The 13,874-nt window shown below is 47.1% G+C and carries 12 protein-coding genes and 2 pseudogenes; 7 read left to right on the forward strand and 7 right to left on the reverse strand.

The genetic code is table 11. The features are described from left to right. Positions 1-374: 374 nt before the first annotated feature. From AACR11_RS01970 to AACR11_RS01980, 3 genes and pseudogenes are all read left to right on the forward strand, one after another. Positions 375-869, forward strand: coding sequence for a beta/gamma crystallin-related protein (locus AACR11_RS01970; protein WP_223295798.1), 495 nt, complete (start codon positions 375-377; stop codon positions 867-869). Between the two features lie 267 nt (positions 870-1,136). After that, positions 1,137-1,565 (forward strand): hypothetical protein, encoded by a 429-nt coding sequence (locus AACR11_RS01975; protein ID WP_009703517.1) that lies wholly within the window; start codon positions 1,137-1,139, stop codon positions 1,563-1,565. Between the two features lie 9 nt (positions 1,566-1,574). After that, positions 1,575-1,838 (forward strand): annotated as a pseudogene (locus AACR11_RS01980) (cyclic nucleotide-binding domain-containing protein); the annotation flags it as partial. A gap of 260 nt (positions 1,839-2,098) precedes the next feature. Here the strand turns inward: AACR11_RS01980 and AACR11_RS01985 are convergent. The 7 genes from AACR11_RS01985 to AACR11_RS02015 form a co-directional block, all read right to left on the reverse strand. Next, positions 2,099-2,947 carry an ABC transporter permease gene (locus AACR11_RS01985; protein WP_029791061.1) on the reverse strand — a complete coding sequence of 283 codons (849 nt, stop codon included), beginning with the start codon at positions 2,945-2,947 and terminating at the stop codon, positions 2,099-2,101. A gap of 2 nt (positions 2,948-2,949) precedes the next feature. Then, complete coding sequence (locus AACR11_RS01990) at positions 2,950-4,230, reverse strand: ABC transporter permease (RefSeq protein ID WP_029791063.1); 1,281 nt, start codon at positions 4,228-4,230, stop codon at positions 2,950-2,952. Beyond that, the gene (locus AACR11_RS01995) at positions 4,227-5,366 is read right to left on the reverse strand and encodes an ABC transporter ATP-binding protein (RefSeq protein WP_029791064.1); all 1,140 of its coding nucleotides are present in this window, start codon (positions 5,364-5,366) and stop codon (positions 4,227-4,229) included. The genes AACR11_RS01990 and AACR11_RS01995 overlap by 4 nt, the downstream gene beginning before the upstream one ends. Positions 5,367-5,440: 74 nt before the next feature. Further along, positions 5,441-6,355 carry a dihydrodipicolinate synthase family protein gene (locus AACR11_RS02000; protein ID WP_009705942.1) on the reverse strand — a complete coding sequence of 305 codons (915 nt, stop codon included), beginning with the start codon at positions 6,353-6,355 and terminating at the stop codon, positions 5,441-5,443. Positions 6,356-6,411: 56 nt separating this feature from the next. Beyond that, positions 6,412-7,383: an ornithine cyclodeaminase family protein gene (locus AACR11_RS02005; RefSeq protein WP_029791067.1), complete on the reverse strand. Its 972-nt coding sequence runs from the start codon at positions 7,381-7,383 to the stop codon at positions 6,412-6,414. A 105-nt stretch (positions 7,384-7,488) separates the two neighbouring features. Beyond that, entirely contained in the window at positions 7,489-8,562 is a 1,074-nt protein-coding gene (locus tag AACR11_RS02010; RefSeq protein ID WP_029791071.1) for a polyamine ABC transporter substrate-binding protein, read from the reverse strand. Between the two features lie 121 nt (positions 8,563-8,683). Beyond that, entirely contained in the window at positions 8,684-9,940 is a 1,257-nt protein-coding gene (locus AACR11_RS02015) for an NAD(P)/FAD-dependent oxidoreductase (RefSeq protein WP_029791073.1), read from the reverse strand. Positions 9,941-10,050: 110 nt separating this feature from the next. Here AACR11_RS02015 and AACR11_RS02020 point away from each other — a divergent pair, with 110 nt between their 5' ends. From AACR11_RS02020 to AACR11_RS02035, 4 genes and pseudogenes are all read left to right on the forward strand, one after another. Beyond that, positions 10,051-11,052: a 4-hydroxyproline epimerase gene (locus tag AACR11_RS02020; RefSeq protein ID WP_029791074.1), complete on the forward strand. Its 1,002-nt coding sequence runs from the start codon at positions 10,051-10,053 to the stop codon at positions 11,050-11,052. Between the two features lie 18 nt (positions 11,053-11,070). Beyond that, on the forward strand, positions 11,071-12,603 hold the full coding sequence (locus tag AACR11_RS02025; protein ID WP_029791075.1) for an aldehyde dehydrogenase (NADP(+)): 1,533 nt from the start codon (positions 11,071-11,073) through the stop codon (positions 12,601-12,603). A 140-nt stretch (positions 12,604-12,743) separates the two neighbouring features. Next, entirely contained in the window at positions 12,744-13,418 is a 675-nt protein-coding gene (locus tag AACR11_RS02030) for a GntR family transcriptional regulator (RefSeq protein ID WP_029791076.1), read from the forward strand. A 27-nt stretch (positions 13,419-13,445) separates the two neighbouring features. Continuing rightward, positions 13,446-13,874 (forward strand): annotated as a pseudogene (locus tag AACR11_RS02035) (hypothetical protein); the annotation flags it as partial.

Here is a 13,874-nt window from a genome sequence, read left to right on the forward strand (position 1 = left end):
TCCGTTGTACTCAAAAACTTTGGTCTCAGTTTCTAGCACCAGATCTGCCATAGCACGAACTTTATAAAATCTATTTGCTTGATAGCGATTGATCACCTACCACCTCCCTTTAGCAAGCTCAAAATCAGCCACGTTGCTTACTTTAACGCCCCGCGCTCAATTGAACTTGCTCGTTGGCTTCGTCCCTTTTTAAAACTCCCGTAAATCAATCGTTGAAATAATCAGCAACAACATACACTTGTGTGATTTTAAGGTTAATTTTCAAGCCATAACGCTCCGTTCTCATTACCTAAACACAAAGTTGTGGTATTCATTCTGCGATTATTTGATCGACTTAAATTAGGATTATCAATATGACTTTGGTTAAGAGATTTATGTTAGGAACATTGCTGTTTTTACTGTCGCTTAGCTATGGCGGTGATTTTGTTTACGTTTGCTCTCTAAAACCTTTTATGGATACATTTTCTCAAGCAGGTCGAACTGAAGCAGAGGCAAGACAAAACGTACGAAGCAGTTGTGAAAAGCAATATGGGGAAGGCAGTATCTTTTGTAAAACGTCTGATGCGAAATGCGAAGGCTCCTCTCTTCGTGGCAGTAGTGATAGTGATGTGAGTGATAATGCGTCAGCCGTGATTTATCAGTATCGACACCAAACAGGTCCATCACTGATGCTTAGCCATGACATTTCCGACCTCAGTATGTACAAATTCGATGACAAAATGAGCTCGTTTTCTATCCCTCGCGGATGGCGTGTCCGTTTTTATGTCGATAAAAACTTCCGAGGTGATTACTACACCCGCGATCATGGCTCATACAATGCCGATGACTTTGAAGATAAGATCAGTTCAATCAAGATCATTTCTCGTTAAGCTTCCACGTTTGTGCTTTGCTTAAAAAAGACTTTCTGTACATGTTTCTTTCTCACAATCAGATAACACGTTTTCGTCACTTAGCTTGAATTCGCTCCCAAGGACGGAGCAGTGTGAGAACGGAAACTAGCAGCGGCTTGGTTAAGACAGGGTTAAGAGACCAAGCAATATCAGGTAATAACGTAAAGAGGGCGACATGCATGTGACTTTTCGAATACCTTAAACACAGTTACACTACGCCCTCTTTTCCTTTTCTGATTCATTCCCATGACTGACGCTGATATCGAGCTGCAACACCTTTGGTTAGAAGTCCAAGCTGAGCGCTGGCAGAGCCTGTCACGTTTTTTGTTTAGCTATTACTGCTACAAACACAACCTCGTGAGTAAGACCAATAAAGTGTGTTGGGAAACAGCCCGTGCTTTACTGCCTTGTTCTAAGACGATTACCGGGCGCAAACATGCGGTTATTGAACCATTGATACCGGAAGATACGGTCGTTGGACTATTAAAAACCATTAGTAAAGATGGAGACATGAGCTTTGAGATAATGGCGAACACACTCGACACATTTTTGCGCTATGTTGTGATCAGCAAACAAGAAAAAGCCCAGCTTAAACCCAACATGCCAGCAAGTTGGTATCAGCAAGAGAGCAAGCCATTAATGGCACGTTTTGAGCTCGCGGGAATTGTCATTTAAGGTACGTCGATGCAATTACAAACCCTAGGTAAAGGACGCTTTGAGGCGCAATGGAGTGAAGATAAACATCTCATCGAAAAAACGATCCGAGATTGCATCTGTACGCGCCGAATTTTTGATGAAAACGAAAAGCTCCTTACCCAAGGTGAGCATGTCGAAAACTTATATCTGGTCGATTCAGGGCGCATCTCTATGGGCGTTACAGCAAGAAACGGCAAAACCTTTCTGCTTGGCACGCTTGAGTGTGAACAACAAGTCTTTGGTGAGTTGAAGCAAAATCTTCTGCAGAACCTGCGATATGAGCAGTCATAATATTTTCCTCGTTCGTTCTGATGGCGCAATCATAATGAGGAAGCAGGACAAAGTTTCAGGACAAAAGTCCGGTTTGAAAGTACGAGCTCTCATAACTGAGCAAAGCGTCAGTATTCAAAGAAAAAGCGCCCACAAGGAGGCGCATTCGGTCAAAAAAGTGAGTAATTCTTTGCAGAGAAAGCTCAGGGTAACCGCAAACTGGCTTGTTGCTTTAACCAGATTTATTCTTGAATGCCGCGGATACGCACGTTTCGTCTGCGTAGTATTTCTAGCGTGATGAGTAGACACACCGACATAAAAATCAACAGTGTCGCGACGGCAAGTATGGTCGGGCTGATTTGCTCGCGAATGCCAGACCACATTTGTCTTGGTACGGTTTTTTGCTCCGCCCCCGTTAAGAACAACGCGACCACCACTTCATCAAACGAAGTGCCGAAAGCAAACAAGCCACCGGAGATCATACCCGGACGTATCAGAGGAAAAGTCACATGCCTGAAGGTATACACCGGATTAGCTCCTAGGCTAGCAGCGGCTTTAACTAAGCTGTGGTCAAAACCGCTAAGTGTTGCCGTTACCGTGATCACCACAAACGGTGTACCAAGTGCAGCGTGAGCCAAAATGATGCCGATGTAAGTTTGGGAAAGTCCTAAGCGTGTATAGAAGAAATACATAGCTGCCGCCGAGATGATCACCGGAACAATCATTGGCGAGATCAGTAGCGCCATAATGGCATTGCGAAACGGCAAATTACTGCTGGCTAATCCTAGTGCCGCTAATGTGCCAAGCGCTGTAGCAATCAAAGTCGCCATCAAAGCGATGAAGGTACTGTTTTTGAGTGCTAACAACCACTGCTCGTTGGTGAACATCTCTTGATACCATCGCACTGAATACGCCTCAGGATCAAGATTCAGCATGCCCTCAGTAAAGGTGAAATAAGGTGTGGCATTAAACGACAGAGGAATGATGGTTAAAATCGGTGCAATAAGGAAGAACAGCACCAAGCCGCAAAAAACCAAATACCCAGCGTAGGCAACTTTCTCGCCTTTGGATGCATAATTCGGCAGACCCATGATTACCCTCCTACCTTGATATTGTTAATGCCCACGACGCGGTTGAACACATAAAATAGCGTTAACACCACAAACAGCAGTAGACCGCCTAAAGCCCCTGCCATGCCCCAGTTCAACGAGGTTTGCATGTGATAAGCAATCATGTTGGAAATCATCTGTCCACTTCGTCCACCCACCAATGCTGGCGTGATGTAAAAACCGATGGAAAGGATGAAGGTCAAAAGTGCGCCTGCGCCAATACCGGGTAGCGTCAGCGGCATATAAACTTTGGTAAACGCCACCAAAGGCGTGGCACCGAGTGAACGAGCCGCACGAAAGTAAGTCGGACTAATGCCCTTCATCACGCTGTAGAGCGGTAAAATCATAAACGGCAAAAGGATGTGGACCATAGATACCACGGTGCCAAATGTATTGTGAATCATTTGAATCCGTTCCGACGTCAAGCCAGACCAAATCAGTAAGTCGTTAATCACACCTTGGTTTTGCAACAACACAATCCAAGACGTAGTCCGAACAAGTAGCGAAGTCCAAAATGGCAAAAGAACAACGATCAACAATAGGTTTGCGCGCTTATCTGGTAAGTTTGCTAGCAAGTACGCTACGGGGTATGCCATTACCAAGCAAATGAGCGTGATTAAGACCGACATCCAAAAGGTTTTAAAGAAAAGGTCGACGTAGATCTGGCGTTTTTCTGGTTGCGCTTCAATTTCACCAAACTCATTCACTTGCATGTCTAATGCCGCTAAATAGTGGCTCAATGTAATGGCACCACTGAGGTTCTTAAACGCCGCCCAATACTTAGTTTCTGCCCAGCGTTTATCGAGCTTAGATAACTCTGTCATCGATGCTGGCAATGACTCAAGACGAGATAGCTTTCTTCCGGTTTTCATCATTAAGCTGCGCATTCCGGAAACTTCAATATTCATGCGATTGGCGATTTTTGGCAGCGTTTTGCTTTGATACAAACCCAATAGCTCATGAGAAAACGCAGCGATCACTTCTGGGTGCGGCTGACCGCGATAGTCCCAGCTTTCCAGCGCTTGAATTGTTTCTGGCAATGCTTGTGGTATGGCTCGATTGTCGACACTGCGATACAGCATTTCTAAGATGGGAAATGCAAAGGTGAGCAAAATGAAACACACCAAGGGCACAGTAAGCATGATCGAACGGATGGTTTTTCTCCGTTCTGCTTTTTGCAGCTGAGCTTTGAGATCGTGTTCTTGCTCATGAACTTGGCGCTCGATTTCCAATACCGAGTCCAACGAGGTTAGCTCTCGACTCATGCTGCCTCCTCATTGCATTCCGTTTGCGGTTGAGATTGAGGTTGTGAGCAATCAAGGGCGTGACAATCTTCACTTTGCCAGCCGATGCGGCATTGTGCGCCCGGAGTAAGTGAGAGATGGGTGCGATTGTCATTTGACACTTTGACGACGAGTTTACCCACCGTCTCAACGTCAACCACTAAGCGATAATGGTCACCATGGTAAATGAGCTCACGCAAGATACCGGAAACTTGGTTATCACACTGATCGCCATCAGACTGAAGGATGATTTTTTCCGGTCGAATTGAAAGCGTGGTGCGCTGCCCTCGCTCTGTGACTCTTACCGGTTTCGCATTGAATGCCGCTTTCCCGACCTGCACTTGGCAGCGAGCATCATCTAACGTGTTTACAATACCGGTAAGTTGATTGTTCTCACCAATAAACTGCGCCACAAACGCATTGCTTGGCGATTCGTACAACTCAGTTGGCGGCGCCAATTGCTGCACTTCGCCATGGTTAAATACCGCAATGCGATCAGACATCGTCAGCGCTTCATCTTGATCGTGCGTCACGTACAAAATGGTGATGCCGAGCTTTTCGTGAAGATGCTTTATTTCCATCTGCATTTGCTCGCGAAGCTGCTTATCCAACGCACCCAACGGCTCATCCATCAACACAAGTTTTGGCTCGAACACCAAGGCTCTGGCGAGGGCGACGCGCTGTTGCTGACCGCCAGATAACTGCTTGGGATAACGACTGGCAACGTGCCCTAGCTCCACCATGTCTAATGCGCTTTGCACTTTACTCTCAATGGTTTCACTGTCGAGCTTGCGAACCTTCAGCGGGAAGGCAAGGTTTTCAGCAATGGTCATATGGGGAAAGAGCGCATAGTTTTGAAATACCATGCCGATGTCTCGCTTATGCGGAGCAAGGTTGTTCACCGGCACGCCATCAATATAAATTTCGCCGCCAGTGGCAGTTTCAAACCCTGCCAGCATCATTAAGCACGTGGTTTTGCCCGAGCCGGAAGGTCCAAGCATGGTGACAAACTCACCAGGGGCAATATCTAAGTTAAAATCTTTTACAACCAAGTTGGTGCCATCGTAGGTTTTCTTAACGTGTTGAAAGCTGACATAGTCCTTGTTCGCCGAATTCATGGCTTCCCTCCTCTCACTTTTTTGAACATCAAGAATAAGCAGAGCGTCAGTTAACGCCCTGCTAAGCAGCTTGGTTATAAATTGTATTTAGTTAGGTCTAAACGAGTAGCAAGCGCATGCTCGACCAATTGAATCACCTGCTCACGCTCTGCGCCTTGCAAGATTTGACGAGGGGCACGAACTTGCTCAGAGCCGCGTCCGCACACTTGCTCCGCTAGCTTGATGCACTGAACCAAAGTCGGGATGGTGTCTAAACGCAGCAATGGTAGGAACCAGCGGTAAATCTCTAACGCTTCTGCGTAACGACCTTGACTTGCCAACTTGTAAATCGCGACCGACTCCTCAGGGAATGCGTTAGTTAAGCCGGAGATCCAGCCTGTTGCACCTAGCATTAGTGATTCAAGCGCAATGTCATCTACTCCGCTGAACACGGTAAAGCGGTCGTCAAATTGATTGTAGAGTTCTGTAATGCGGCGCGTATCCGTGGTGGATTCTTTCACCGCCACAATGCTTTCAAATTCAGCCAACTTCGCCATGATGTCGAGATTGACATCCACCCCGTAAGAAACTGGGTTGTTGTAAATCATAATTGGCATTTCTGGCGTCGCTTGCGCCAAAGTGCGGTAGTAATCAAAAGTCTCGCTTTCTGATGTACGGTACACCATTGCAGGCATCACCATACAGCCATCAATACCGATTTTTTGAGCGTCTTGCATATAGTCAATCGCTGCAGTGGTGATGGACTCTGCCGTACCTGCAATCAAAGGAACACGACCATTGACCACTTCTTGTGCTGCCTGCAATACCTGACGTTTTTCTTCTGGATACAAGGCGCAGTTTTCTCCTACCGTCCCCAAACAGATAATGCCGTTGACGCCATCTTTAATTTGGTTATCGATAACGGTTTGCGTCGCGTCTAAGTCAATCGACTGATCGTGACGAAACTGAGTACTGACCGCTGGATAGACACCTTTCCATTCTACTTTCATGAACTTTCTTCCCTATATGTATATTGTATGCAATTTTAGAAGACGAGCGAAAATGCTCAAACTAAGCTGATGCCGCTTTCTTTCAATACCGCTTGTACAGCGGCTAAATCGGCTAAGGCACTGCCCACCGATTTGTATAAAGTGATCGCCTCATCACTCTGACGCCCTCTTACTTCTTTGGCGCAAAGCTGTGGCAACTCTCCTTTAATCTGCTCGGCGTTAAACACGCCCACTTGGATTGGGAGCAGTAAATCCCCTGCTTCCGCTAACACATTAATGCGGCTATCGACATACACCTGCGCGCGTTGCACAACTGTCGAGTCACACTCTCGTTTATCCGAATCATGATTGCCCACTAAGTCGATATGCGTGCCGGGTAGAACTTTTGCACCATCAAACAATGGTGTAGCGGAAGCGGTTACACAACTAATGATATCAACGTGTTCAAGAGTCTCATCGACGCTCTCAACCACCGACACCGCAAACTGACGTTCGATTGGCAAGGATTGATACTCTGGCGAAGAGACAACGCGATCGACAGTCGCCATCGCTTTGCCCAAACTTCGTCCCCAAACATAAACCTGTTTAAGCGGTCGAACTGCGGCGTACGCCCACGCAAAATATGGTGCCAAATTGCCAGTTCCGCATATCAGCAACCGAGAAGCGTTTTCACGCGCTAGGTAATCCGCAGCTAATGCAGACGCCGCTGCTGTACGCCAGAAGGTCAGCACTTTTCCATCGACCAATGCGACAGGTTGACCGTCTTCTCGTTTAAACACCAAGATTTTGGAAGCCAGCGTATCTTTGCCATGTGCTGGGTTCTGTGGGAAATAGGTAAAAGCTTTAACCGCGATTAAGTCTTGGTTCCATGCGGGCAGCAAAGCGAATGCCTCATACTTACCTTCTTCCAAAGGCATCACTCTTCGTTGGGGAATAGCGGCAGGCTGGGCATAAGTTTCTCGCATGGTTTCAATCAATGACTTCATGCTCAAACACTTGGCAACTTGCTGCGCATCGATAACGTTCATGGTTTCTCCAAAGCAAATAAAGGGGAACGTCAGAGGCGAAACTTTTGTTTATCAAGCCCGCCCCTTCAGAGGTAACACTCAACTGAGTTAGCGTTTGATTAACGCCTAATTAAGCAGCCAAGTATTGAACTCTTCATTGAGTTCATCGGCATAATCCGACCACCACTCGTCATTAATCAAAAAGGCTGTTTTAAAGTTCTGCGGTGCGGTAGGCAGGTTTGCCAAAATCTCAGGGCTTACTTGCGCCGACGACGATTTACGGGTTGGACCATAGGCAACGTATTTTGCTTGGTCAGCTAAAGGCTTAGTACCCGACGAAAAGGCGATGAAATCGAGCGCTAACTTGGTGTGCGCACTGCCCTTTGGAATCGCCCAGCCGTTCATGTATCCCATTTGGTGATCCCAAATGATACGAAATGGCTGACCTTCATCTTGTCTGGCATTATGGATACGACCGTTAAATGCTGAGGCTATTACCACTTCTTTGTCGGCGAGCATTTGTGGTGGCTGAGCACCTGTGGTCCACCACAACACTTGTGATTTGATGGTATCGAGCTTGGCAAATGCTCGCTCGCGCCCTTGTTCGGTCTCCAGCAAAGCATAAACCTCTTCAGGCTTCACACCATCCGCCAGCAGTGCCCACTCTAAGTTACCTTGAGGCTGCTTTTGCAGCGCACGCCGACCAGGAAAGTTCTGCAAATCAAAAAGGTCGGTCAACTTGCTTGGTGCGGCTTTACCTTTGAATGCCTCTTCATTAACGGCAAGCACCGTCGAAACCACAATCGAGTTGATAGCGCATTCGTGAATCGCTCCTTCAATGAAGTCTTGTTCTGCTGGCGTGCCATCCGCACCCGGCGGCAAAATACTTGGATTAACAGGCTCCAACAGCCCTTCTGCACAGCCGCGTACAATGTCTGGCTTGTCTAGCGATACCAGATCCCAGCGCACATTATTAGCTTCTACTTGCGCTTTGATTTCGGCTAAACCACCACTGAAGTCTTCTGAGACAATCTCAACGCCCGTCTTTTTGATAAAAGGTTTGTGGTACGCCTCAACTTGGCTCTTGGTAAACGCACCGCCCCAAGACACAATCGTTAATTTCTCTTCTGCGTGTGCAGAGGTCCCCAACAGCATTCCTGAAATCAACATCGCCAGTGGTGCTTTCGTCATTCGTGACATGTTTTACTCCTTTGGTCGTTTTCTGGAGGTATCCGGATACGGCTGCTGGACACCTTGTTGTTAAATTTTCGTTAACATTAGCATTAAATATATTTTATACAATATTTAATCTTAAAATTTTTTAAGCGAATCGCTTGAGCGTAAATGGTGAAAGATCAACCGATGTTTTTTTGCCTTCGACAAGCTCCAAAATGAGATCGGCGGTGATTGCAGCTTGGGTTAATCCAAGGTGCTGATGTCCAAATGCCAGCAGCACTTTTCCTTCACAAATCTGGTCAATCACAGGTAACGAATCCACTGTTGAAGGTCGGTTTCCCATCCACTTTTCTTGTTGTTTGAGTGGATTTAATCCACTCTCGAACATCGCATCACCTTGCTGATACAGCATCTCGGCACGCTTCATATTCGGGGGAGATTCTACGTGCGCATACTCTACTGTCCCCGCTAAACGCAGCCCACTCGCCATCGGTGTCATAATAAATTTTCGGTCGGCAGAGCTGATCGGAAACGGCAGCACTTGCCGTTTATCATCCACCATTAAGTGATACCCTCGCTCTGCTTGAATAGGCACAGCGATACCAGTTAATTGCTCCACTAAAGGCTTGGAATGTACTCCGGCAGCAACGATGATACGGTCGAATGAATATTTACTTGAATCCACCGATACTTGTCCAGACTGACTTAGAGAATCAATCGTTTTATTAACAATGGTTCCACCCTGCTTCTCAAAGGCATCATAGAGCTCAATGCAGATGGAATAAGGGTCTAACGTATGTCCCGTCTCAGGAAAAAACACGCCATGACGAACCTGGCGACTGATTTCGGGAAGCTGTTCACGGATGGTTTTCTGCGTCCAAACTTGATACTTCACGCCGTGTTTTTCTAGCTCTTCTAGCGTACTTTGATAACGTTCGAACAGCCGCTCGCTTTCAAAGGTCAATAACGAGCCATCCATTTTGATCAGGTCTGTTTTCTCGATGGAATCGAGCAGCTGTTGCCAGCTTTTTACTGCTCTTGAATTGAGACTCTTGATGGCGTTGGTCGAAGGTTCTGTCGACGATGGTTTGGCTCTTGATAAGAATCGGAGCATCCAACCCATAGTGGAAGGGAGATCTTGCCAACGGATAGAGACCGGACTTTTTGGGTTCAATAGCATCTTAGGTAACTGAGGAATAAGACCCGGTGTTGCGAGTGGAAAAACTTGCTCAGTGGCAATGTGCCCAGCGTTCCCTTTCGAGCAACCATTTCCCACGCCATTCGGGTCGAATAGCGTCACCTGATGCCCTTGTTGCTGCAATTTTAAGCCAATTGCCAAGCCGATGATCCCCGCGCCTACTATCGCTATATTTTGATTTCCAGTTTCTTCCTTGACCAACATGAATATGCTCCAAGTCACATTTGAAAAAGCAGATTGTATACAATATATTTTACATCACGATAACATTAAGACCGTTCGATTCAACCCATTTTTTCAGCAAGGAGCGAAAAATGAGACAAGGAACCTTTTTCTGTATCGATGCCCACACCTGTGGCAACCCTGTCCGATTAGTGGCAGGCGGTGTTCCTCCGCTTAAAGGCAATACCATGAGTGAGAAGCGCCAATATTTCTTGGAACACTATGATTGGATTCGTCAGGCATTGATGTTTGAACCTCGTGGTCACTCCATGATGTCAGGTTCCGTTGTTTTACCGCCTTGTAGTGACAATGCTGATGCCTCGATTTTGTTTATCGAAACCAGCGGCTGCTTACCAATGTGTGGGCACGGCACAATAGGTACCGTCACCACCGCAATTGAGAATCGGCTGATCACACCGAAGGTAGAAGGTCGTTTGATCCTTGACGTCCCTGCTGGACAAATCGAAGTGCATTACCAAACAAAAGGTGACAAGGTCACGTCAGTTAAGATCTTTAACGTTCCTGCTTACCTTGCTCATCAAGATGTTACCGTTGAAGTAGAAGGACTCGGAGAAATCACTGTCGATGTTTCTTATGGAGGCAACTACTACGTGATTGTCGACCCACAAACCAACTATGCCGGTCTTGAGCACTACTCACCTGATGAGATTTTGATGCTCTCCCCCCGAGTTCGTGAAGCGGTTTCAAAAGCGGTGGAATGTGTGCATCCAGACGATCCAACCGTGTGTGGTGTCTCTCACGTGCTTTGGACGGGTAGCCCTACTCATGAAAACGCAACCGCTCGCAACGCGGTGTTTTACGGCGACAAAGCCCTCGACCGCTCCCCTTGCGGCACAGGCACCAGTGCCCGTATGGCGCAGTGGCATGCCAAAGGCAAACTTCAACAAGGCGAGGACTTTGTCCACGAAAGTATTATCGGCAGCCTGTTTAACGGACGTATTGAAGGCGTCACTGAAGTGAACGGGCGAGCAGCCATTCTGCCTAGCATCGAAGGCTGGGCGCAAGTGTATGGACACAACACCATCTGGGTGGATGACGAAGACCCATACGCGTATGGATTTGAAGTGAAATAAGGACAGTAAGGAATCACAATGAACCCGCAAACCGACAACGTTTTTTACGCGACCAACGCCTTTACCGGTGAGGCGCTCCCTTTAGCTTTTCCTGTTCACACGGAAGTTGAGGTCAATCAAGCCGCTATTGCAGCGGCAAAAGTCTCGCGCGATTTTCGCCGCTTAAGTAACAGCAAGCGCGCTAGCCTGCTTCGCACGATTGCCAGTGAATTAGAAGCAAGAAGCGATGACATTATCGCCCGAGCCCATTTAGAAACGGCGCTTCCCGAAGCTCGTCTGACAGGAGAAATCGCTCGCACGGCGAATCAACTTCGCTTATTCGCTGACGTAGTCAATTCTGGCAGTTATCACCAAGTCATTCTTGATACGCCAGATCCAACTCGTGCCCCGTTACCTAAGCCAGATATTCGTCGCCAACAAATTGCACTTGGTCCTGTCGCGGTATTTGGTGCATCCAACTTCCCTTTGGCTTTCTCTGCTGCTGGTGGAGATACTGCTTCTGCCCTAGCGGCAGGTTGCCCGGTGATTGTAAAAGGTCATACTGCGCACCCAGGTACAAGCCAAATCGTTGCAGAGTGCATCGAGCAAGCGCTGAAACAAGAGCAGCTACCACAAGCGATTTTCACCTTGCTGCAAGGAAATCAGCGTGCTTTAGGACAAGCTCTGGTGAGCCATCCTGAAATAAAAGCGGTGGGCTTTACTGGTTCGGTTGGTGGTGGACGCGCCCTGTTCAACCTAGCACAGCAGCGACCTGAGCCAATCCCGTTCTATGGTGAACTTGGAGCCATTAACCCGACGTTTATTTTACCTTCTGCAATGAGAGCCAAAGCAGATTTAGCGGATCAATTTGTTGCCTCAATGACCATGGGCTGTGGACAATTTTGTACGAAACCTGGCGTAGTGTTTGCGCTGAACACACCGGAAACACAAGCGTTTATCGAAACCGCGCAAGCCCTTATTCGCCAACAATCTCCTTCTACTCTACTTACTCCCGGAATCCGTGATAGTTACCAATCACAAGTCGTCAGCCGAGGTTCTGACGACGGAATTGACGTCACTTTTTCTCAAGCGGAGTCCCCTTGTGTTGCATCGGCTCTCTTTGTCACGAGCAGTGAAAATTGGCGCAAACATCCTGCGTGGGAAGAAGAGATTTTTGGTCCACAATCGTTGATCGTCGTTTGTGAAGATGTGGCTGATATGCTTTCGCTCAGTGAAACGCTGGCAGGATCGCTAACCGCGACAATTCATGCAACGGAAGAAGATTACCCACAAGTATCGCAGCTCATCCCTCGTTTGGAAGAGATTGCCGGACGATTGGTATTTAATGGCTGGCCGACAGGCGTAGAAGTCGGTTATGCCATGGTGCATGGCGGTCCATATCCAGCATCAACCAATTCGGCTTCGACTTCTGTTGGTGCAGAAGCCATTCACCGCTGGCTACGTCCGGTGGCTTATCAAGCGTTACCAGAAAGCTTACTGCCCGATTCGTTAAAAGCAGAAAATCCATTGGAGATCCCGCGCGCAGTAGATGGCAAAGCAGCTCACAGTTAAGTCATTGGCTCAAAAAGGCACCAGTTGGTGCCTTTTATTTCACGCCACATCTCAAAACCTTCGCTTGCAGTTGGCTTAATCCAGAAAAACAATAAACTAAAGAAATTGGATACAATATTTATTTTTGACGGGAGACTTCAATGTCACAAAAACCTGTTTTTAAGACCCGCACTCAACTGGTTGAGGAAGCGATTCGAACTCAGATCCTTAAGGGCGAGTTAAAAACTGGTCAACCTTTACGTCAGGACGCGTTGGCAAAAGAGTTTAATGTTAGCCGTATTCCCGTTCGTGAAGCGTTAGTGCAATTGGAAGCACAAGGATTAGTGAGCTTTGAGCCTCATAAAGGGGCAACAGTAACCGAGCTCTCTCCAGATAAAATCGACGAGTTGTTCGAACTGCGTGCCGTAGTGGAATGCCACATTTTAGAGCGTGCGATTCAGAACATGACTGACGAAGATCTCGAACGCGCACGTGAAGTCCGTGAACGTTTTGAAGCGGTAGTCAACAGCGGCGATGAAGTAGAAGAATGGAGCAACTACAACTACGAATTCCATAAAGCGCTGTATACCCCAGCAAACATGCCAGAAACCATGGATGTGATTTACAGCCTCAACACTAAGTGCGACCGCTACATTCGCATGCAACTGCTGTTCACTACGGGCATTCAAAAGGCAGAGCAAGAGCATTTGACCTTGTTCGAAATGTGTCAAAACCGCGATGTGGACGGCGCTAAGTATCTGCTGAAAAAACACATTTTGGAAGCTGGTACCGCCATTCGTAACTTGTTGTTGGAACAACAGAACACATCAAAATAAGCTCAGCAGTTAAGGTGGTGTTAAGAAATGAATGTCGGACCTAAATTTCTATTAGCGGCGCTGCGACAAAAGATCAAAGATGAGGGGCTGTGCTACAGCTCTTTGTCGGAGAAAAGCGGTATTCCCTTGTCGAGCATCAAACGCCACCTTCATAATCCTTCTTTGGGCTTGGATAAAATCCTTGTCTATCTCAACTATTTAAACACCGATCTTATTGAACTAGCCAACCTCGCCAATCAGCTTCAGCATGAGAACGAACAAATGCTGACTGAAGAGCAAAGCGCGTTATTTCTTGAACACCCCTACCTTCTCGACTTTATCTATATGGTGACGTCTCGTAACCTTGCTCCGAAGGATATTGCAAAAGCCTATCAGCTATCAGAAACCAGTCTGCGTTTTTATCTGCGCTGTCAATCCCCGATAGAAATGTCCTCTTTTCTCCCCATTAGAAATGTC

Source organism: Vibrio sp. L85 (assembly GCF_963871815.1).
Taxonomy (GTDB): domain Bacteria; phylum Pseudomonadota; class Gammaproteobacteria; order Enterobacterales; family Vibrionaceae; genus Vibrio; species Vibrio harveyi.

What these genes read in the sequence shown, in the direction of transcription:
- AACR11_RS02025 (WP_029791075.1), top strand. Translation starts at nt 11,071, where the DNA reads ATGAACCCGCAAACCGACAACGTTTTTTACGCGACCAACGCCTTTACC.
- AACR11_RS01990 (WP_029791063.1), bottom strand. Translation starts at nt 4,230, where the DNA reads ATGAGTCGAGAGCTAACCTCGTTGGACTCGGTATTGGAAATCGAGCGC.
- AACR11_RS01985 (WP_029791061.1), bottom strand. Translation starts at nt 2,947, where the DNA reads ATGGGTCTGCCGAATTATGCATCCAAAGGCGAGAAAGTTGCCTACGCT.
- AACR11_RS02005 (WP_029791067.1), bottom strand. Translation starts at nt 7,383, where the DNA reads ATGAACGTTATCGATGCGCAGCAAGTTGCCAAGTGTTTGAGCATGAAG.
- AACR11_RS01995 (WP_029791064.1), bottom strand. Translation starts at nt 5,366, where the DNA reads ATGAATTCGGCGAACAAGGACTATGTCAGCTTTCAACACGTTAAGAAA.
- AACR11_RS02010 (WP_029791071.1), bottom strand. Translation starts at nt 8,562, where the DNA reads ATGTCACGAATGACGAAAGCACCACTGGCGATGTTGATTTCAGGAATG.
- AACR11_RS02030 (WP_029791076.1), top strand. Translation starts at nt 12,744, where the DNA reads ATGTCACAAAAACCTGTTTTTAAGACCCGCACTCAACTGGTTGAGGAA.
- AACR11_RS02020 (WP_029791074.1), top strand. Translation starts at nt 10,051, where the DNA reads ATGAGACAAGGAACCTTTTTCTGTATCGATGCCCACACCTGTGGCAAC.
- AACR11_RS01970 (WP_223295798.1), top strand. Translation starts at nt 375, where the DNA reads ATGTTAGGAACATTGCTGTTTTTACTGTCGCTTAGCTATGGCGGTGAT.
- AACR11_RS02000 (WP_009705942.1), bottom strand. Translation starts at nt 6,355, where the DNA reads ATGAAAGTAGAATGGAAAGGTGTCTATCCAGCGGTCAGTACTCAGTTT.
- AACR11_RS02015 (WP_029791073.1), bottom strand. Translation starts at nt 9,940, where the DNA reads ATGTTGGTCAAGGAAGAAACTGGAAATCAAAATATAGCGATAGTAGGC.
- AACR11_RS01975 (WP_009703517.1), top strand. Translation starts at nt 1,137, where the DNA reads ATGACTGACGCTGATATCGAGCTGCAACACCTTTGGTTAGAAGTCCAA.